Raw genomic sequence first — 19,030 nt, 5'->3', positions numbered from 1 at the left:
ACGCCGCATCGGCGGCGCGACAGCGATCTGAAATAAGAGGATAATGCGAGCGCGGAGGCACTACGGCGCGGTGCCTTACGGCCACGCGCTGCGCCGCTCCGCGTCGTTCTGGCCAAAACCACCCGGCCCGGAGTCGGACGCCCCGCGGATCGCCGTCCGCGGGGCGTCCGCGCGTCATTTCACGGTGATCCGGCCGTCCACCGCGGGCTTGAAGCCGGCGCCCTGCTGGGCCAGCCACTCGGCCAGCACGTCGGCCAGATCGGGGCCGAAGTCATAGGCGTTGGCGGCGTCCGCGAACATCTTGTAGCCGTCGCCGCCGCCCCGGACGTAGTTGTTGGTCACCACCTTATAGGTCGCCGCCGGGTCGATCGGCGCCCAGCCGTCGCCCGACTTCACCTCGACCGCGCTGATGCGGTGGCCGACCTCGGCCTTGGGATCGAGGGTGTATTTCAGCCCCGCCACCTGGGCAAAGCGGCCCGCGGCGTCTTCATACTGGCTGGCGCCGTTCTCAAGCGCCTTGACCAGCGTCTCGCCCGTCGCCTCGAAGGTGGCGAGCGTGTTCTGGAACGGCAGCACCGAATAGACCTCGCCCATCGTCACCGGCCCGGCGTCGATCGAGGCGCGCAGGCCGCCGCCGTTCTGGATCGCGATGGTCACACCCTGGCCGGCCACGCGGGCCAGCATCGCCTCGGCCACGACGTTGCCCATCTCGCATTCCTTCGCCCGGCAGCTTTCGCGCGCGCCGTCGATGGGGGCGGCGATCTCGGCCACCTGGCGCTGGCGCAGCTCGTCGATCGGGCCGGCCATCTCCTTGACGCGGGCGGCGATGGCCTCGTCCTCGGGCAGCGACTGGTCGAGCAGGATCGGCGCGCCCTCGGCCTTGGTCAGCTTGCCGGCGTCATCGAAGGTCAGGGTCAGGTGGCCCAGGTACTTGCCGTAGGCATAGGCGGTCGCCACCGGCACCTCGGCGCCGTCCGCGCCCTTGACCATGGTGGGATAGGCGCCCGCCGCCCCCTCCATGTCGCCCAGCAGCGTGTGCGAGTGCCCGCCGATCACCGCGTCGAGCCCCGGCACCTGCGCCGCATAGTCGAGGTCGCGGTGATAGCCCACGTGGGTCAGCGCGATGACCTTGGTGACCCCCGCCTCCTTCAGCGCGGCCACGTCGCCCTTGAGGCTCTCAAGGTCGTCCTTGAAGATCACCGCCGGCCCCGGCGCCGCCGTCTCGGGCGTGTCCATCGCCAGCGTCGAGACCAGCCCGATCTTCTCGCCGCCCACGTCCAGCGTCAGCGTGTCCTGCAGCTTGCCCTTGAGCTGGTTCGACTGCGACACGTCGAGGTTGCCGGACATCACCGGGAACTTCGCCCCGTCGAGCAGGATAAGCGCGCCGTCGGGGCCGTCGTCGAACTCGTGGTTGCCGAGCGCCATCGCGTCGTAACCGATGGCATTCATGAACTCGACCGTGTCCTTGCCCTTGTAGGTCGTGTAGAACAGCGAGCCCTGGTACTGGTCGCCCGCGTCCAGCACGATCACGTTGCCGCCTGCCGCCTTGATCTCGTCGCGCTTGGCGGCGATGGCCGCGGCCATCCGGGCCACGCCGCCGAAGCATTCCTTCTTCTCGAGCGTCTCGGCGTCGCAGGTCGAATCGTACTTGTTGATCGGCTCGATGCGGCTGTGAAAGTCGTTGCTGTGCAGGATGTGCAGGACGTACTCGGCCTGCGCCGCACCGACGCTGAGGGCGAGGCAGCCGGCCGAGGCCAGGAGAATGCGTTTCATCGGGGTCCCTTTTTCGCTGGTCTGTCGCGGGTGGTGGGACCAGAAGAACACGACCCCCCGGTGACAGTCCAGTTGCGAACGCCCGCCGCCCGCGACCCTTTCCCCGCGCCCGAGTTCGCGCTATGTTCCGGGTGTTGGGCGTTGGCCGCCCGGGTTGCGTTCCGCCATCCCGTGCCTATCTCATGCGCTTGTCCCCGATCGAGGTCCGTATGGAACAGAAGTTCATCGAGGTTCGCGGCGCGCGCGAACACAACCTCAAGGGCGTGGACATGGACATTCCGCGCGACAGCCTGGTGGTGATCACCGGGCTGAGCGGGTCGGGCAAGTCCAGCCTTGCCTTCGACACCATCTACGCCGAGGGCCAGCGCCGCTATGTCGAGAGCCTGTCGGCCTATGCGCGGCAGTTCCTCGACATGATGGGCAAGCCGGACGTGGACCATATCTCGGGCCTCTCGCCGGCGATCTCGATCGAGCAGAAGACGACCTCGAAGAACCCGCGCTCGACGGTCGGCACGGTCACGGAAATCTACGACTACCTGCGGCTGTTGTTCGCGCGGGCCGGCACGCCCTATTCGCCGGCGACGGGCCTGCCGATCGAGGCGCAGCAGGTGCAGGACATGGTCGACCGGGTGCTGGCGATGCCCGAGGGGACGCGCGCCTATCTGCTCGCCCCGATGATCCGCGACCGCAAGGGCGCCTATGAGAAGGAGCTGCTGGACCTGCGCAAGCGGGGCTTCCAGCGGGTCCGCATCGACGGGGCGTTCCACGAACTCGACGCGCCGCCGGCGCTGGACAAGAAGCTGCGCCACGACATCGACGTGGTCGTGGACCGGATCGTGGTGCGCGGCGACATCGCCACGCGGCTCGCCGACAGCTTCCGCACCGCGCTGGACCTCGCCGACGGGATCGCGGTGCTGGAAACCGCGCCGGCCGAGGGCGAGGGCGAGCCCGAGCGGATCACCTTCAGCGAGAAATTCGCCTGCCCGGTCAGCGGCTTCACCATCGCCGAGATCGAGCCGCGGCTGTTTTCCTTCAACGCCCCCTATGGCGCCTGCCCGGCCTGCGACGGTCTGGGGGTCGAGCTTTTCTTCGACGAGCGGCTGATCGTCCCCGACACCGGCCTGTCCGTGGCGCAGGGCGCCATCGCGCCGTGGGCCAAGTCGAAATCGGCCTATCTGACGCAGACGATCAACGCGCTCGCCAAGCACTACGGGTTCGACCGCAAGACGCCGTGGCGCGACCTGTCGGACGAGACCCGCAACCTGTTCATGCACGGCTCGGGCAAGGACGAGATCCGCTTCCGCTTCGACGACGCCGGGCGGGTCTATGAGGTCAGCCGCACCTTCGAGGGCGTGATCCCGAACATGGAGCGGCGCTACCGCGAGACCGACAGCGCCTGGTCGCGCGAGGAGATGGAGCGCTATCAGAACAACCGCCCCTGCCATGTCTGCAACGGCTGGCGGCTGAAGCCAGAGGCGCTGGCGGTCAAGATCGCGGGCACGCATATCGGACAGGTCACCGACCTCTCGATCCGCGAGGCGCTGGCCTGGGTCGAGGCCGCGCCGGAGAGCCTGACGGCGCAGAAGAACGAGATCGCCCGCGCCATCCTCAAGGAGATCCGCGAGCGGCTGGGGTTCCTCGTCAACGTGGGGCTGGACTACCTGACGCTCTCCCGCGCCGCCGGGACGCTGTCGGGCGGCGAAAGCCAGCGTATCCGGTTGGCAAGCCAGATCGGCTCGGGCCTGACGGGCGTGCTCTATGTGCTGGATGAGCCCAGCATCGGCCTGCACCAGCGCGACAACGACCGGCTGCTCGATGCGTTGAAGGGGCTCCGCGATCAGGGCAACTCGGTGATCGTGGTCGAGCATGACGAGGATGCGATCCGCCACGCCGACTATGTGTTCGACATGGGGCCGGGGGCGGGGGCGCATGGCGGGCAGGTGGTCGCCAAGGGCACGCCCGCCGAGATCGAGGCCAACCCCGAAAGCCTGACCGGCCAGTATCTCGCCGGCGCGCGGGAGATCCCGGTCCCAGCCGAGCGCCGCAAGGGCAACGGCAAGAAGGTCGTGGTCGAGGGCGCGACAGGCAACAACCTCAAGGACGTGACGGTGGGCTTCCCGCTCGGCACCTTCACCTGCATCACCGGCGTCTCGGGCGGCGGCAAGTCCACGCTGACCATCGAGACGCTGTTCAAGACCGCCTCGATGCGGCTGAACGGGGCCCGCCAGACCCCGGCGCCCGCGCGGGCGATCAAGGGGCTGGAGCATCTCGACAAGGTCATCGACATCGACCAGCGGCCCATCGGCCGCACCCCGCGGTCGAACCCGGCGACCTATACCGGCGCCTACACCCATATCCGCGACTGGTTTGCCGGGCTGCCCGAGTCGAAGGCGCGCGGCTACAAGCCCGGGCGCTTCAGCTTCAACGTCAAGGGCGGGCGCTGCGAGGCCTGTCAGGGCGACGGGGTCATCAAGATCGAGATGCACTTCCTGCCCGACGTCTACGTCACCTGCGAGACCTGCAAGGGCAAGCGCTACAACCGCGAGACGCTCGAGGTGGAGTTCAAGGGCAAGTCCATCGCCGACGTGCTGGACATGACGATCGAGGACGCGCAGGCCTTCTTCAAGGCGGTGCCCTCGATCCGGTCCAAGATGGACGCGCTGCTCGAGGTGGGGCTGGGCTACGTCAAGGTCGGGCAGCAGGCCACGACGCTCTCGGGCGGCGAGGCGCAGCGGGTGAAGCTCGCCAAGGAGCTGGCGCGGGCCTCGACGGGCAAGACGCTCTATATCCTCGACGAGCCGACCACGGGGCTGCATTTCGACGACACCCGCAAGCTGCTCGAGGTGCTGCACTCCCTCGTCGATCAGGGCAATACGGTGGTCGTGATCGAGCACAACCTCGACGTCATCAAGACCGCCGACTGGATCATCGACATCGGCCCCGAGGGGGGCGACGGCGGCGGCGAGATCGTGGCCGAGGGCACGCCCGAAGAGGTCGCGGGGATCGAGGCGAGCCACACCGGGCGCTATCTCGCGCCGATGCTGGCGGCGGCCGAGGGTCGGCGGGTGGCGACCGCCAAACCCGCGGCGAGAAAGCGCAAGTCGGCGGCATGACCCCCGACCGGCGGATGATCGGGACGCCGGCAGGCCGGATCGCGGCGGCGCTCTGGCCGGGGCAGGGCGACCGCGCGCCGCTGGTCCTGTTTCACGATTCGCTGGGCAGCGTCAGCCTGTGGCGGGATTTTCCCGGTCGGCTGGCGGCGGCCACAGGGCGGGGCGTCATCGCCTATGACCGGCTCGGTTTCGGCGACTCGGACCCGGCCACGGGGCGGCTCGCGCCGGATTTCGTCGCCACCGAGGCGACGCAGGGCTTCGAGGCAGTGCGGGCGGCGCTGGGGATCGGGCGCTTCGTCGCGCTGGGTCACAGCGTCGGCGGCGGCATGGCGGTCTGCGCCGCGGCGGCCTGGCCCGAGGACTGCGTGGCGGTCATCTCGATCTCGGCCCAGCATCGCAACGACGACCGCATCCGCGACGGCATCCGCGCCGCAAAGGCGGGGTTCGCGGCGCCGGGCGCGCTTGACCGGCTGGCGCGGCACCACGGCGACAAGGCGCGCTGGGTGCTCGACAGCTGGACCGAGACGTGGCTTTCGCCCGCGTTCGCCGAGTTCACCCTCGCCCCGTGCCGCGCCGCTGTGCGGTGCCCCGTGCTGGCCCTGCACGGCGCGGCCGACGAATACGGCACCCCCGATCACGCACGCGCCATCGCCGGGCCGGACGGGGTGCTTGACGTGATGCCGGGGCTTGGCCATTTCCCCCACCGCGAGGCCGAGGCCGCCGTGGTGGACCGCATCGCGGGCTTTCTCGCCCCGCTGCCCTGACGCCGAAAGGACACGATATGACCGCCGAGATACCGCAATTCCCCCGCACCGACGACGGCGCGGGCTGGGCCTGGGGCCTCGACGGCGAGACGCCGGCCGAGGTGTGGGAACGCTTCTCGCCCGCCTACGAGGCGCAGGCCGAGCGGGTGATGCGCGCCGTCGCCGCGCGCGGGCTGACGCCCTCGATCGACGGGGCGGGCAGCGAGGATGGCGAGTTCATCGCCGGGCAGGACCGGGCGGGCAACTATGTCCTGCTTGTCCACCTCGAGGAGCCCGCCTCGGCCCGCGAGATCGCGGCGCTGGACGAGCCCGGACTGCAGGCGTGGCTGGACGAGACGATGGACGGCCGGCTCGCGTGACGGACTGACGCACGGGGCAGGGCGCGCGTGCCTTGCCCGAGAAGCGCGGCGGGGCGCCGCGCGGCACGGGGCTGCGTCCTGAATGGGTGCGGCGAAAATGCCGCGCACCGGCGCCGCCGACCCCCCGTAAACCCCGGCGCATCGCATTGACCCTTTGCGGCGGCGCAGCTAAACCCGATCGCAGCCAAGCCACTCGCACGGGCGTGACCGTCGCGATGTCAGGGAGCGTCATCCGTGGACTATCTGCTGTCCGAATACCTGCCGATCCTCGTCTTTCTGGGGATGGCCTCGGCGCTGGCGATCATCCTCGTGCTCGCCGCCTGGATCGTCGCGGTGCGCAATCCCGACCCCGAGAAGGTCTCGGCCTACGAGTGCGGCTTCAACGCCTTCGACGACGCCCGGATGAAGTTCGACGTGCGCTTCTACCTCGTGTCGATCCTGTTCATCATCTTCGACCTCGAAGTGGCCTTCCTGTTCCCGTGGGCGGTCAGCTTCCCGACGCTGTCGGACGTGGCCTTCTGGTCGATGATGCTGTTCCTTGGCGTGCTGACCATCGGATTCGCCTATGAATGGCGGAAAGGGGCCTTGGAATGGGCGTGATGACGGGTGCCAATACCGCCGGGGCCGACCGCGAGTTCGCCACCGCCGAGCTGAACCGCGAGCTGCAGGACAAGGGCTTCCTGCTGACCACGACCGAGGACATCATCAACTGGGCGCGCAACGGCTCGCTGCACTGGATGACCTTCGGGCTGGCCTGCTGCGCGGTCGAGATGATGCAGACCTCGATGCCGCGCTACGACCTCGAGCGCTTCGGGACCGCGCCGCGCGCCTCGCCCCGGCAGTCGGACCTGATGATCGTCGCGGGCACGCTGACCAACAAGATGGCCCCGGCGCTGCGCAAGGTCTATGACCAGATGCCCGAACCGCGCTATGTGATCTCGATGGGGTCCTGCGCGAACGGCGGCGGCTACTACCACTACAGCTACAGCGTCGTGCGCGGCTGCGACCGGATCGTGCCGGTGGACATCTACGTGCCCGGCTGCCCGCCCACCGCCGAGGCGCTGCTCTACGGGATCCTGCAACTCCAGCGGCGCATCCGCCGCACCGGCACGCTGGTGAGGTAAGTCATGGCCGTCTATCCCGATCCGCAGGCGCTGGCCGAGCTGGGCGAGCTTCTGGCCGCGCGGCATGGCAACGAGATCCTGTCGGCCGACGTGGTCTTCGGCGAGCTGACGCTGACCATCCATGCCAAGGGCATCGTGGGGCTGGTCAAGGCGCTGATCGACAACCCGGCCGCGCGGTTCGCGACCCTCGTCGACATCACCGCTGTGGACCATCCCGACCGGGCGGCGCGCTTCGACGTGGTCTGGCACCTGCTCTCGATGCACACCAACCAGCGCATCCGGCTCAAGGCCGCAGTGCGCGAGGACGAGCTGGTGCCCTCGCTCGTGTCGGTGATCCCCTCGGCCAACTGGTTCGAGCGCGAGGTATTCGACATGTTCGGGATCGCCTTCTCGGGCCACCCGGACCTGCGCCGCATCCTGACCGACTACGGCTTTCAGGGTCACCCGCTGCGCAAGGACTTCCCCACCACCGGCTATGTCGAAGTGCGCTGGGACGACAGCGAGAAGCGCGTGGTCTATGAGCCGGTGAAGCTGACGCAGGAATACCGGCAGTTCGACTTCCTCTCGCCGTGGGAGGGCGCGAAGTACGTCCTGCCCGGCGACGAGAAGGCCCCGGCCACGACCGGCGTGACCGCGGAGGGCAAGAAATGATGGACGGCGATTTCCGCGACAACCACTATGACGACGGTTCGGTCGATGCCGTGACCGGCGAGCAGCGGCTGCGCAACTTCAACATCAACTTCGGCCCGCAACACCCTGCAGCGCATGGCGTTCTGCGCATGGTGCTCGAGCTGGACGGCGAAGTGGTAGAGCGCGCCGACCCGCATATCGGCCTGCTGCACCGCGGCACCGAGAAGCTGATGGAGAGCCGCACCTACCTGCAGAACCTGCCCTATCTGGACCGGCTCGACTACGTTGCCCCGATGAACCAGGAGCACGCGTGGTGCCTGGCCATCGAGCGGCTGACTGGCACCGTGGTGCCGCGGCGGGCGAGCCTGATCCGGGTGCTGTTCTGCGAGATCGGGCGCATCCTCAACCACCTGCTCGGCCTGACCACCGGGGCGCTGGACGTGGGCGCGCTGACCCCGCCGCTCTGGGGGTTCGAGGCCCGCGAAGAGCTGATGGTGTTCTACGAGCGTGCCTCGGGCGCGCGGCTGCACGCGGCCTATTTCCGCCCCGGCGGCGTCCACCAGGACCTGCCGCCTGCGCTGCTCGACGACATCGAGGCGTGGTGCGAGCGCTTCCCGCGGCTGGTCGACGACCTCGGCACGCTGCTGACCGAGAACCGCATCTTCAAGCAGCGCCTCGTCGACATCGGCATCGTGACCGAGCAGGACGCGCTCGACTGGGGCTATTCGGGGATCATGGTGCGCGGCTCGGGCCTCGCCTGGGACCTGCGCCGCAGCCAGCCTTATGAGTGCTACGACGAGTTCGAGTTCGAAGTGCCGGTCGGCACCAACGGCGATTGCTACGACCGCTATCTCTGCCGGGTCGAGGAGATGCGGCAGTCCTGCAAGATCATGCAGCAGGCGGTGGCGAAGCTCAGGGCCGAGCCTGCGGGCGACGTGCTCGCGCGCGGCAAGCTGACCCCGCCGCGCCGCGCTGACATGAAGCGCGACATGGAAAGCCTCATCCACCACTTCAAGCTCTACACCGAGGGCTTCAAGGTGCCGGCGGGCGAGGTCTATGCCGCGGTCGAGGCGCCCAAGGGAGAGTTCGGCGTCTATCTGGTCAGCGACGGCACCAACAAGCCCTATCGCGCCAAGCTGCGCGCGCCGGGCTTCCTGCATCTCCAGTCGATGGACTGGATGGCGGGCGGGCACCTGCTCTCGGACGTCCCCGCCATCATCGCCACGATGGACATCGTGTTCGGCGAGGTGGACCGGTGATCGACCCCGCCGCCCTCACCGCTTCGGCCGCCACGGCCTCGACCGCCCTCGGGCAGCATCCGGCCGTGGTGCTCTGCCTTGCCGCCATCCTCGTTCTGGGAAGCCTCGCCTGATGCTGCGCCGCCTGTCTCTCGTCCAGCCGGACTCGTTCGCCTTCACGCCCGAGAACCTGGCGTGGGCCAAGGCGCAGATGACCAAGTACCCCGAGGGTCGCCAGCAGTCGGCGGTGATCCCGGTCCTGTGGCGCGCGCAGGAGCAGGAGGGCTGGCTCTCGCGGCCGGCCATCGAGGCCTGCGCCGACCTGCTGGGGATGCCCTACATCCGGGTGCTCGAGGTCGCTACATTCTACTTCATGTTCCAGCTGCATCCCGTTGGCCGGATTGCACATATCCAGATCTGCGGCACCACCACCTGCATGATCTGCGGGGCGGGTGAGCTGATCGACGTGTGCCGGGCGCGGATCGCGCCGGCGCCGCACACCGTCTCGGCCGACGGCAATTTCAGCTGGGAAGAGGTCGAGTGCCTCGGCGCCTGCTCGAACGCGCCGATGGCCCAGATCGGCAAGGATTACTACGAGGACCTGACCGCCGAAAAGCTCTCGGCGCTGCTCGACGCGCTGGCCGCGGGGCAAGTGCCGGTGCCGGGGCCGCAGAACGGGCGGTTCTCCTCCGAGCCGCTGGGCGGCCCGGTGGCGCTCAAGGCGACCGAGAAGGCCGAAGAGCTGAACGCCTCAGCCGCGCTGGCGGTCAAGCTGCGCGACACGGTCAAGCGAATCGACGGATCGGAAGTGCCGATCCTGACCCCGTGGCGGCGGCGGCCCGAGCAGGCCGACCCCGACGCCCCGCAGGTCGAGCCGACGCCCTCGGCCGGGCGTCCGGCCGACAAGACCGGGGTGACGGTGCAGGAGGCCGCCGCGACCTCGCCCGGCAAGCCCCAGTCGAAGGGTGAGCCCGCCGGGCAGCCCGCCGATGCGAAGGATACCCACTGACCTGACCCGAACCTCAAGGACGCCCCGATGACCGACTGCGCGCGCAAATGCTGGATCTTCGCCGCCCTGATGGGGCTGGTGGTCTGGCTGATGGCGATGGGCCACGGCGGCGCGGGGGTGTTCGGCGGCCTGTTCCTGGCGTTCGTCACCGCATGGCTGCTCGGCGGCCTGCTGGTGCTGCTGTTCTGCGGCAGCGAGGTCGAGGCCTATGAGCCCGAGCCGCTGCGCGTGGCCGAGCCGTTGTCCGAAGCTGAGCTCGCCGAGGCCGCGGCCGCCCGTCAGGCGCGCTTCGGCAAGATCGAGATCACCCGCGCGGCGCGCCCCGAGGGGATGGGCCGGGCCCCGCAGGGCGCCACGACCGACCCGCGGCAGGCGGTGACGTTCGAGCCCTCGGCCGAGGTGGCGCGCGAGGAGCGGGTGGCCGACGAGGCCCCGGCGCCGATCGAACTCGGCGCACCGGCGGGGGCGAGCACCGATCCGCGGCAGGCCGTGACCTTCGAGGCGGGGGACCGTCCGACCAAAGGCGGTGCGGCGCAGGACATCGAGGCGCGGCGCGATGATGCAGCGGAGGGCCGTGAGTCGGCGTCCGCTCCGGTCGCGGAGGTTCGGCCGGTGGGCGAGGCGCGGCCCGCCAGTACGGGTGCCTCGGACGACCGCGACGACCTCGGTCGCATCCTCGGGATCGGGCCGGTTCTGACCGAGTGGCTGAACGACAACGGCGTGACCCGCTTCGCGCAAATCGCCGCCTGGACCGATCAGGACGTGCTGGAGTGGGGCGAGCGCCTCGGCCGCAACGGCGGGCGGATCGAGCGGGACGACTGGGTCGGGCAGGCGCGCATCCTTGCGGCCGGCGGCGAAACCGAGCATTCCCGCCGCGTGGACCGGGGCGAGGCGACATGACGGCGCAGCACCCCTTCCATGACGCGGGGCAGATGCGCCTCGCCGGCGGCGTGATGGCCGCGGCGATGGTGCTGTGGCTCGCGGCGAACTGGGCGGGGCAGCGCTTCGGCTGGGCGCCGGAGTATGCGTTCCTCGCCGATCTGGCGGCGATCGGGGCGCTGGTCTGGGCGCTTCTGGTGACGTGGCGGGTCTGGCGGCGCGGGCGCGCCGCCGAGGTCGCGCCGACGACCGGCCCGGCGACCGGCCCGGCGCCGGCACAGGACAAACGGCGCGCCGGCGGCGCGGCGGCACCGCGTGGCTCACGCCCGCGCAAAGGATAGGACGACGACGCGATGCTGAGCGATCAGGACCGGATCTTCACCAACCTCTACGGGATGGGCGACCGCAGCCTCAAGGGTGCGCGGGCGCGCGGCCATTGGGACGGCACCGCCGAGATCATCGCCCGCGGCCGGGACGGGATCATCGACGAGATGAAGAAATCCGGCCTGCGCGGCCGCGGCGGCGCCGGCTTTCCCACGGGCATGAAGTGGTCCTTCATGCCCAAGGAAAGCGACGGCCGGCCTGCCTATCTGGTCATCAACGCCGACGAATCCGAGCCCGCGACCTGCAAGGACCGCGAGATCATGCGCCACGATCCGCACACGCTGATCGAGGGCGCGCTGATCGCCAGCTTCGCCATGGGCGCGCACGCGGCCTATATCTACATCCGCGGCGAATACATCCGCGAGCGCGAGGCGCTGCAGGCGGCGATCGACGAATGCTATGACGCGGGTCTTCTGGGCAAGAACGCGGCCAAGTCGGGCTGGGACTTCGACCTGTTCCTGCACCACGGCGCCGGCGCCTATATCTGTGGCGAGGAAACCGCGCTTCTCGAAAGTCTCGAGGGCAAGAAGGGGATGCCGCGGATGAAGCCGCCGTTCCCGGCCGGCGCGGGCCTTTATGGCTGCCCGACGACGGTGAACAACGTCGAATCCATCGCCGTCGTCCCGACCATCCTGCGCCGCGGCGCCGAGTGGTTCGCGGGCTTCGGCCGCCCGAACAACGCGGGCGTCAAGCTCTTCGGCCTGACCGGGCACGTCAACACGCCCTGCGTCGTCGAGGAAGCCATGTCGATCCCGATGCGCGAGCTGATCGAGAAGCACGGCGGCGGCATCCGCGGCGGCTGGTCGAACCTCAAGGCGATCATCCCCGGCGGGGCCTCCTGCCCGGTGCTGCCGGCGCATCTGTGCGAGGATGCGATCATGGACTTCGACGGGATGCGCGAGCTCAAGTCGAGCTTCGGCACCGCCTGCATGATCGTCATGGACAACTCGGTCGACATCGTGAAGGCGATCTGGCGGCTGAGCTATTTCTTCAAGCACGAGAGCTGCGGCCAGTGCACGCCCTGCCGCGAGGGCACCGGCTGGATGATGCGGGTCATGGACCGGCTGGTCCGCGGCGAGGCCGAGATCGAAGAGATCGACATGCTGCTGGACGTGACCAAGCAGGTCGAGGGGCACACGATCTGCGCCCTGGGCGACGCGGCCGCCTGGCCGATCCAGGGCCTGATCCGGCATTTCCGCGAAGAGATCGAGGACCGCATCAAGGCCAAGCGGACCGGGCGCATGGGGGCGATGGCGGCGGAATGAGCGGCGCGGTCGATCCTCGGCAGGCCGATCACGGGCGGTTGACGCGGGCTTGCGGCGAAACCGCGCGCCGGCGACCCTATATTGCAGGCATCTGCAAGAAGGATGTGCCCATGAAACGCCTCAGGACCGGACTGCTCGCGCTGACCGCGCTGGCGACGCTCGCCTCGCCCGCGGCGGCGCTCGAGCCGCTGTCGAAAGAGAAATACATCAACGACCGGCTGATCGCGGCGCGTGTCGCCGACCGCATCCGGCGCGAATGCCCGTCGATCGACGGCCGGATCGTGCTCGCCTACAGCCAGGCGCGGGCGCTGCAGCGCTATGCGCTCGACAAGGGCTACAGCAAGGCCCAGATCGACGCCTTCCTCGACGACAAGGCCGAGAAGCAGCGCATCTATGCGGTGGCCGAGGACTACCTTGCCCGCAACGGCGCGAAAAAGGGCAACGCCGAGAGCTTCTGCGCCATCGGCCGGGCCGAGATCGCGGGGCGGACCGTCAGCGGTTCGCTGCTGGTGGCGAAATGAAGCAGGTGATCCGCTGGATCGGCATGGGCATCGTCGCCGCCGCGGCGCTGACGATGGTGTTTGCCGACATGGTGCTGGCCCAGCCCGCGCAGGCGCCGGCCCAGACCCATGTCGTGGACTATCAGGTGCGGCTCGACCTCTTCTCGCCGCTCGACGTGCGCTGCCGGGGCACCTCGCCCGAGGGGCAGGTGCGGGCCGGGCGTGACCTGATGGGGCGCGACCTCGTGACGCTGCACGGCCCCTATGCGGGGATGCAGATCCTGTGCGAACGACCCGGCGCGGGCCGGTTCCTGATCGACGCGCGGCCCGACCCGCGCGACCCGCTGGCCGTGCAGGTGGACGCGATCCTGCTGTTCCGCGAGGGGCAGCAGGTGCCGCTGATGCTGGTCGAATCGCCCGGCCAGCGGGGCGGCCCGCTGCCAGTGCGCGGTAATGTACAGAGGCTCGCGGCCGGCAACTGAGCCGACCGTGGGACGGACGACCGGCGGCGCGCGACGGTGACAGGCGACCGGACGACGCGCCGCGGATGAGACCTTGCCGGATCGGCATGACGAGGAAGACAGGCAGATGAGCGACACCCGCACGATCAAGATCGACGACCGGCTGATCGAGGTCGATCCGAACCTCACGCTCATCCAGGCCTGCGAGCAGGCCGGGATCGAGGTGCCGCGCTTCTGCTATCACGAGCGGCTGTCGATCGCCGGCAACTGCCGGATGTGCCTCGTCGAGGTCGTGGGCGGCCCGCCCAAGCCCGCGGCAAGCTGCGCGATGCAGGTCAAGGACCTGCGCCCCGGCCCGGACGGCGCGCCGTCCGAAATCCGCACCAACTCGCCCATGGTCCGCAAGGCCCGCGAGGGGGTGATGGAGTTCCTGCTCATCAACCATCCGCTCGACTGCCCGATCTGCGACCAGGGCGGCGAGTGCGACCTGCAGGACCAGGCGATGGCCTATGGCGTCGATTTCAGCCGCTACCGCGAGCCGAAGCGGGCGGCCGACGACCTGAACCTCGGGCCGCTGGTCGAGACGCACATGACCCGCTGCATCTCGTGCACCCGCTGCGTGCGGTTCACCACCGAGGTGGCGGGGATCACCCAGATGGGCCAGACCGGCCGCGGCGAGGACAGCGAGATCACCTCGTATCTCGGCCTGACGCTCGATTCGAACCTGCAGGGCAACATCATCGACCTGTGCCCGGTGGGGGCGCTGGTCTCGAAACCCTACGCCTTCACCGCCCGCCCGTGGGAGCTGACCAAGACCGAGTCGATCGACGTGATGGACGCGCTGGGGTCGAACATCCGCATCGACACCAAGGGCCGCGAGGTCATGCGCATCCTGCCGCGCAACAACGACGGCGTGAACGAAGAGTGGATCAGCGACAAGACCCGCTTCGTCTGGGACGGGCTGCGCCGGCAGCGGCTGGACCGGCCCTATGTGCGCGAGAACGGGCGCCTGCGTCCCGCGACGTGGGACGAGGCGCTGACGGTCGCCGCGCAGGCGATGAAGGGCCGCAAGGTCGCGGGGCTGATCGGTGATCTGGCCCCGGTCGAGGCGGTGTTCGCGCTCAAGCAACTGATCGAGGGGATCGGCGGCACCGTCGAGTGCCGGACGGACGGCGCCCGGCTGCCGGCCGGGAACCGCGCCGGCTACGTCGGCACGGCGAGCATCGCCGACATCGACCGGGCCGAGATGATCCAGCTCATCGGCACCGATCCGCGGACCGAGGCGCCGGTCCTCAACGCCCGCATCCGCCGCGCCTGGGCGCGGGGCGCGCAGGTCGGGCTGGTCGGCCCGGCGGTGGACCTGACCTATGACTACGCCCATGTCGGCAGCGACCGCGCCGCGCTCGAGAGCCTGTCCTCGCGCGAGATCTCGGACGAGACGCGCGGCAAGGAGACGCTGGTGATCGTCGGACAGGGCGCGCTGCGCGAGGCGGACGGGGCGGCGGTGCTGGGCCACGCCATGCGTCTGGCCGAGAACTCGAACTCGAAGCTGCTGATCCTGCACACGGCGGCCAGCCGGGTGGGGGCGATGGACGTGGGTGCCGTGACCGAGGGCGGTCTTGCGGCCGCCGTCGAGGGGGCCGAGGTGATCTACAGCCTCGGCGCCGACGAGGTGGACGTGGCGCCCGGCGCCTTCGTCATCTACCAGGGCAGCCACGGCGACCGCGGCGCGCACCGGGCCGACGTGATCCTGCCCGGCGCCTGCTACACCGAGGAGAACGGGCTTTTCGTCAACACCGAGGGCCGTCCCCAGCTCGCGATGCGGGCGAACTTCGCCCCCGGCGAAGCCAAGGAGAACTGGGCGATCCTGCGGGCGCTCTCGGCCCGTCTGGGCAAGACACAGCCGTGGGACAGCCTGGCCCAGTTGCGCCGGGCGCTGATCGACGCGGTGCCGCATCTGGCGCAGATCGACGAGGTGCCGGCGAACGTCTGGCAGCCGGTCGAGGCCGGGCCGCTCGGCCGGGCCGATTTCCGCGGCGCGGTCGGCGACTTCTACCTCTCGAACCCGATTGCCCGCGCCTCGGCGCTGATGGGCGAGCTGTCGGCGATGGCCATGGCCCGGCGGGCCACGGCTCTGGCGGCGGAGTAACCCCCGTGCGCGGCGGGCTGTCCCTTCTGGTGGCGGTCGCGGTCTCGGTCGGGGCGCTGAGCGGCTGCGGCCAGCGCGAGTCGGGCGGGCAGGGGCTGGCGACGCCGCCCCGTGCCAAGCCGGACGAGGTCAAGGTCAAGATCGTCGATCGCAGCATTGCGGGCACCAAGCTGAGCCGGGCCCGCGTCTCGACCAAGTCGGGCGACATCCTGATCCTCGAGCACGACGGATCGGTGACCGAAGTGGCGCTCGACAGCCCCGCCGGGCAGGAGGCGTTCCAGGTCACCGAGGCGGAACTCGAGGCGCTGAATGTCAATCTCGGTCTCAAGCTGAAGCCGGCGGACGTGGCGAATTTCGACGTCGTTGCGCCTGAAAAGCCACGCCTGCCGACGGCGCAGGAAAAGGCGCTCGAGGAATTCGCCGCCCGCACCCGGCCGGCGCTGCCCGCCTTTCCCAAGGGCTTCAAGGCCGACCCGCAGGATTTCGTGGCCGCCCGCGTCCAGCCGCTGGCCGGGGACCGGCGCGGCGACCTCGTCGAGGTCAGCGCGAACCTCAGGCCGGGGGTGGACGCCGATGTGGCGTTCGCCTATGCCACCTGCGCGTTGGCCGGGTGGGCCAAGGGCCAGAACAAGCCGTTCGGCCGGCACATCCGCACCTTGCAGGAACGGCGCGACGGCAAGCTGGTCGTCGGGTCGGTCTTTACGCTGTCGGACACGCGGCCCATGGGCTTGCGGGTCATGGAAACACAAGACACCCTGCGCGCCTGCAGGGACAGCGGCATTCCGGCCGCATGACGAGGGGGCACGTTCCGCATGGCTGACTTTCTGGCGTCCCCGCTCGGCATTGCCGTGATCCTGCTGGCGCAGGGTCTGGGAATCATCGCCTTCGTGATGATTTCGCTGCTGTTCCTCGTCTACGGCGACCGCAAGATCTGGGCCGCGGTGCAGATGCGCCGGGGTCCGAACGTGGTCGGCCCCTGGGGTCTGCTGCAGTCGGTGGCCGACGCGCTGAAATACGTCGTCAAGGAAATCGTCGTCCCGGCGGGGTCGGACAAGTTCGTCTTCTTCCTCGCGCCTTTCCTGTCGATGATGCTGGCGCTGTTCGCCTGGGTGGTGATCCCCTTCGCCCCCGGCTGGGTGATGGCCAACATCAACGTGGGCGTGCTGTTCATCTTCGCGGTCTCCTCGCTCGAGGTGTACGGCGTGATCATGGGCGGCTGGGCCTCGAACTCGAAATACCCGTTCCTCGCCTCGCTGCGGTCGGCCGCGCAGATGATCTCGTACGAGGTGTCGCTGGGCCTGATCATCATCGGGGTGATCATCTCGGCCGGCACGATGAACCTCAGCGGCATCGTCGAGAGCCAGCGCGGCGCCTACGGGATGTTCAACTGGTACTGGCTGCCGCATCTGCCGATGCTGGTGCTGTTCTTCGTCTCGGCGCTGGCCGAAACCAACCGCCCGCCCTTCGACCTGTCCGAGGCCGAATCCGAGCTCGTGGCCGGGCACATGGTCGAGTACTCCTCGACCCCCTACCTGCTCTACATGGCGGGCGAGTACATCGCGATCTTCCTGATGTGCGCGCTGATCTCGATCCTGTTCTTCGGCGGCTGGCTGTCGCCCATCCCCGGCCTGCCCGACGGGGCGCTGTGGATGGTCCTGAAGATGTGGGTCTGGTTCTTCATATTCGCGATGGTGAAGGCCATCGTGCCGCGCTACCGCTACGACCAGCTCATGCGGATCGGCTGGAAGGTCTTCCTGCCCCTGTCGCTGTTCTGGGTCGTGCTGGTCGCCTTCCTGGCCCGGTTCGACGTGCTGGGCGGGGCCTGGGCGCGCTGGGATCATCTGGTGCCGATCGGCACCACCATTGTGGGGGGCTGACCATGGCCGCACATGAGCTTGCCGCAGCACTGGCCGCGGCGTCCGAAACCGACAAGGCGACGCTGGCGCAATACGTGCTGGACGCGCTCGAGCGCGCGGGCGTCCCGCACGACTCGGCCGCCAAGCGGCTGATCGTCGGCGCGATGGACCGCTATGCCGACGAGGAGGGGAACGTCTGAGATGGCCCTCGATCTGGTCCGCGCCACCAAATACTTCCTCATGTGGGACTTCATCAAAGGCTTCGGCGTGGGGATGAAGTACTTCTTCGCCCCCAAGGCGACGCTGAACTACCCGCACGAGAAGGGCCCGCTCTCGCCTCGCTTCCGTGGCGAGCACGCGCTGCGCCGCTATCCGAACGGCGAAGAGCGCTGCATCGCCTGCAAGCTGTGCGAGGCGATCTGCCCGGCGCAGGCGATCACCATCGACGCCGAACCGCGCGAGGACGGCTCGCGCCGCACCACCCGCTACGACATCGACATGACCAAGTGCATCTATTGCGGCTTCTGCCAGGAAGCCTGCCCGGTCGATGCCATCGTCGAGGGGCCGAACTTCGAGTTCGCCACCGAGACCCGCGAAGAGCTTTTCTACGACAAGGCCCGCCTGCTCGCCAACGGCGAGCGGTGGGAGGCCGAGATCGCCCGCAACCTCCAGCTCGACGCGCCCTATCGATGAGCGACGGTTTCGCCAGGCTGTTCCAGCAGATGCTCCAGTCCGGGCAGGAGATGGCGCGCGCCTTCAACCCGGGGCTCGAGAATTTCGACACCCGCGCGTTCGAGAAGATGCTGCCCGTCATGCCCGCCGACATGATGGAGATGTGGTTCGGCCGCACCTTCAACCGCGAGGGGCTGGACGCCAAGACGCGGCTGCTCTTGACCATCGGGGCGCTGACGGTGCAGGGCGCTGTCGCCGAGCCGCAGCTGCGGCTGGCGGTGCGCCACGCGCTGAAGGCCGGGGCGACGCAGCGCGAGATCGCCGAGACGATCTGGCAGATGTCGATGTTCGGCGGGCTGCCCGCCATGCAGAAGGCGCTGGAACTGGCGCAGGCGGTGTTCGCCGAGGAGGATGACGCAGCATGATGGTCTTTGCTTTCTACCTCTTCGCCATCTCCGTGCTGGTCGCCGGCTTCATGGTGGTGATCTCGCGCAACCCGGTGCACTCGGTGCTGTGGCTGATCCTGGCGTTCCTCTCGGCCGCCGGGCTCTTCGTCCTGCAGGGCGCCGAGTTTGTCGCCATGCTGCTGATCATCGTCTATGTCGGCGCGGTCGCGGTGCTGTTCCTGTTCGTCGTGATGATGCTCGACGTGGACTTCGCCGCGCTCAAGGGCGAGCTGGCGCGCTACCTGCCGCTCGGCCTGCTGATCGCGGTGGTGATGATGGCCCAGCTCGGCATCGCCTTCGGCGCGTGGGAGTCCGCCCCGGGCGCCGCGGCCGCCCGCAGCGTGCCGATCGTCGAGAACACGCTGAACACCCACGCCCTGGGCGGGGTGCTTTATGACCGCTATTTCC

General features: G+C 69.2%; 21 protein-coding genes. 20 read left to right on the top strand and 1 reads right to left on the bottom strand.

Annotation, left to right across the window (positions count from 1 at the left end; translation table 11 throughout):
* Positions 1-174: 174 nt before the first annotated feature.
* Positions 175-1,773: a bifunctional metallophosphatase/5'-nucleotidase gene (locus ACFHYO_RS03885; RefSeq protein WP_394318502.1), complete on the bottom strand. Its 1,599-nt coding sequence runs from the start codon at positions 1,771-1,773 to the stop codon at positions 175-177.
* A 209-nt stretch (positions 1,774-1,982) separates the two neighbouring features.
* Here ACFHYO_RS03885 and uvrA point away from each other — a divergent pair, with 209 nt between their 5' ends.
* From uvrA to ACFHYO_RS03785, 20 genes are all read left to right on the top strand, one after another.
* Positions 1,983-4,886 carry an excinuclease ABC subunit UvrA gene (uvrA, locus tag ACFHYO_RS03880; RefSeq protein WP_052171603.1) on the top strand — a complete coding sequence of 968 codons (2,904 nt, stop codon included), beginning with the start codon at positions 1,983-1,985 and terminating at the stop codon, positions 4,884-4,886.
* Positions 4,883-5,650 carry an alpha/beta fold hydrolase gene (locus ACFHYO_RS03875; protein ID WP_394318500.1) on the top strand — a complete coding sequence of 256 codons (768 nt, stop codon included), beginning with the start codon at positions 4,883-4,885 and terminating at the stop codon, positions 5,648-5,650. Before uvrA ends, ACFHYO_RS03875 begins: the two co-directional genes overlap by 4 nt.
* A 17-nt stretch (positions 5,651-5,667) precedes the next feature.
* Positions 5,668-6,009 (top strand): hypothetical protein, encoded by a 342-nt coding sequence (locus ACFHYO_RS03870; protein ID WP_394318498.1) that lies wholly within the window; start codon positions 5,668-5,670, stop codon positions 6,007-6,009.
* Positions 6,010-6,243: 234 nt separating this feature from the next.
* The gene (locus ACFHYO_RS03865) at positions 6,244-6,609 is read left to right on the top strand and encodes an NADH-quinone oxidoreductase subunit A (RefSeq protein ID WP_036699587.1); all 366 of its coding nucleotides are present in this window, start codon (positions 6,244-6,246) and stop codon (positions 6,607-6,609) included.
* Positions 6,600-7,133 carry a NuoB/complex I 20 kDa subunit family protein gene (locus ACFHYO_RS03860; RefSeq protein ID WP_172645167.1) on the top strand — a complete coding sequence of 178 codons (534 nt, stop codon included), beginning with the start codon at positions 6,600-6,602 and terminating at the stop codon, positions 7,131-7,133. The genes ACFHYO_RS03865 and ACFHYO_RS03860 overlap by 10 nt, the downstream gene beginning before the upstream one ends.
* Before the next feature lie 3 nt (positions 7,134-7,136).
* The gene (locus ACFHYO_RS03855; protein WP_394318496.1) at positions 7,137-7,784 is read left to right on the top strand and encodes an NADH-quinone oxidoreductase subunit C; all 648 of its coding nucleotides are present in this window, start codon (positions 7,137-7,139) and stop codon (positions 7,782-7,784) included.
* Positions 7,781-9,022, top strand: a complete 1,242-nt coding sequence (locus ACFHYO_RS03850; RefSeq protein ID WP_036699590.1) for an NADH-quinone oxidoreductase subunit D — start codon at positions 7,781-7,783, stop codon at positions 9,020-9,022. Before ACFHYO_RS03855 ends, ACFHYO_RS03850 begins: the two co-directional genes overlap by 4 nt.
* A gap of 112 nt (positions 9,023-9,134) precedes the next feature.
* A complete protein-coding gene (gene nuoE / locus ACFHYO_RS03845; RefSeq protein ID WP_394318494.1) occupies positions 9,135-10,010 on the top strand; it encodes an NADH-quinone oxidoreductase subunit NuoE in 876 nt (291 codons plus the stop codon).
* A 27-nt stretch (positions 10,011-10,037) separates the two neighbouring features.
* Positions 10,038-10,910, top strand: coding sequence for a helix-hairpin-helix domain-containing protein (locus ACFHYO_RS03840; RefSeq protein WP_394318492.1), 873 nt, complete (start codon positions 10,038-10,040; stop codon positions 10,908-10,910).
* Positions 10,907-11,230: a DUF5337 domain-containing protein gene (locus tag ACFHYO_RS03835; RefSeq protein WP_394318490.1), complete on the top strand. Its 324-nt coding sequence runs from the start codon at positions 10,907-10,909 to the stop codon at positions 11,228-11,230. Before ACFHYO_RS03840 ends, ACFHYO_RS03835 begins: the two co-directional genes overlap by 4 nt.
* Before the next feature lie 12 nt (positions 11,231-11,242).
* Entirely contained in the window at positions 11,243-12,538 is a 1,296-nt protein-coding gene (nuoF, locus tag ACFHYO_RS03830) for an NADH-quinone oxidoreductase subunit NuoF (RefSeq protein WP_036699595.1), read from the top strand.
* Between the two features lie 110 nt (positions 12,539-12,648).
* A complete protein-coding gene (locus ACFHYO_RS03825; protein WP_036699597.1) occupies positions 12,649-13,059 on the top strand; it encodes a DUF5333 domain-containing protein in 411 nt (136 codons plus the stop codon).
* 5 nt (positions 13,060-13,064) lie between these two features.
* Positions 13,065-13,520 carry a hypothetical protein gene (locus ACFHYO_RS03820; RefSeq protein ID WP_139305957.1) on the top strand — a complete coding sequence of 152 codons (456 nt, stop codon included), beginning with the start codon at positions 13,065-13,067 and terminating at the stop codon, positions 13,518-13,520.
* Between the two features lie 106 nt (positions 13,521-13,626).
* Positions 13,627-15,648, top strand: a complete 2,022-nt coding sequence (gene nuoG, locus ACFHYO_RS03815) for an NADH-quinone oxidoreductase subunit NuoG (protein WP_036707129.1) — start codon at positions 13,627-13,629, stop codon at positions 15,646-15,648.
* Between the two features lie 5 nt (positions 15,649-15,653).
* Positions 15,654-16,442 (top strand): YNQ4 family lipoprotein, encoded by a 789-nt coding sequence (locus ACFHYO_RS03810; RefSeq protein ID WP_036707130.1) that lies wholly within the window; start codon positions 15,654-15,656, stop codon positions 16,440-16,442.
* A gap of 18 nt (positions 16,443-16,460) precedes the next feature.
* Positions 16,461-17,525: an NADH-quinone oxidoreductase subunit NuoH gene (gene nuoH / locus ACFHYO_RS03805; RefSeq protein WP_394318487.1), complete on the top strand. Its 1,065-nt coding sequence runs from the start codon at positions 16,461-16,463 to the stop codon at positions 17,523-17,525.
* Positions 17,526-17,527: 2 nt separating this feature from the next.
* Positions 17,528-17,704: a hypothetical protein gene (locus ACFHYO_RS03800; RefSeq protein WP_172645168.1), complete on the top strand. Its 177-nt coding sequence runs from the start codon at positions 17,528-17,530 to the stop codon at positions 17,702-17,704.
* Between the two features lies 1 nt (position 17,705).
* A complete protein-coding gene (gene nuoI / locus ACFHYO_RS03795) occupies positions 17,706-18,197 on the top strand; it encodes an NADH-quinone oxidoreductase subunit NuoI (protein ID WP_036699605.1) in 492 nt (163 codons plus the stop codon).
* Positions 18,194-18,601, top strand: a complete 408-nt coding sequence (locus ACFHYO_RS03790) for a carboxymuconolactone decarboxylase family protein (RefSeq protein ID WP_036707132.1) — start codon at positions 18,194-18,196, stop codon at positions 18,599-18,601. The genes nuoI and ACFHYO_RS03790 overlap by 4 nt, the downstream gene beginning before the upstream one ends.
* Positions 18,598-19,030, top strand: a 433-nt coding sequence (locus ACFHYO_RS03785) for an NADH-quinone oxidoreductase subunit J (RefSeq protein ID WP_394318484.1), incomplete at its 3' end; no start/stop codon positions are given. The genes ACFHYO_RS03790 and ACFHYO_RS03785, both read left to right, overlap by 4 nt.

It is taken from the genome of Paracoccus panacisoli (assembly GCF_042435015.1).
GTDB classification, from domain to species: Bacteria; Pseudomonadota; Alphaproteobacteria; order Rhodobacterales; family Rhodobacteraceae; genus Paracoccus; species Paracoccus panacisoli.
The sequence above is the reverse complement of the archived record's forward strand: the minus strand, read 5'-3'. Positions and strand labels throughout refer to the sequence as shown.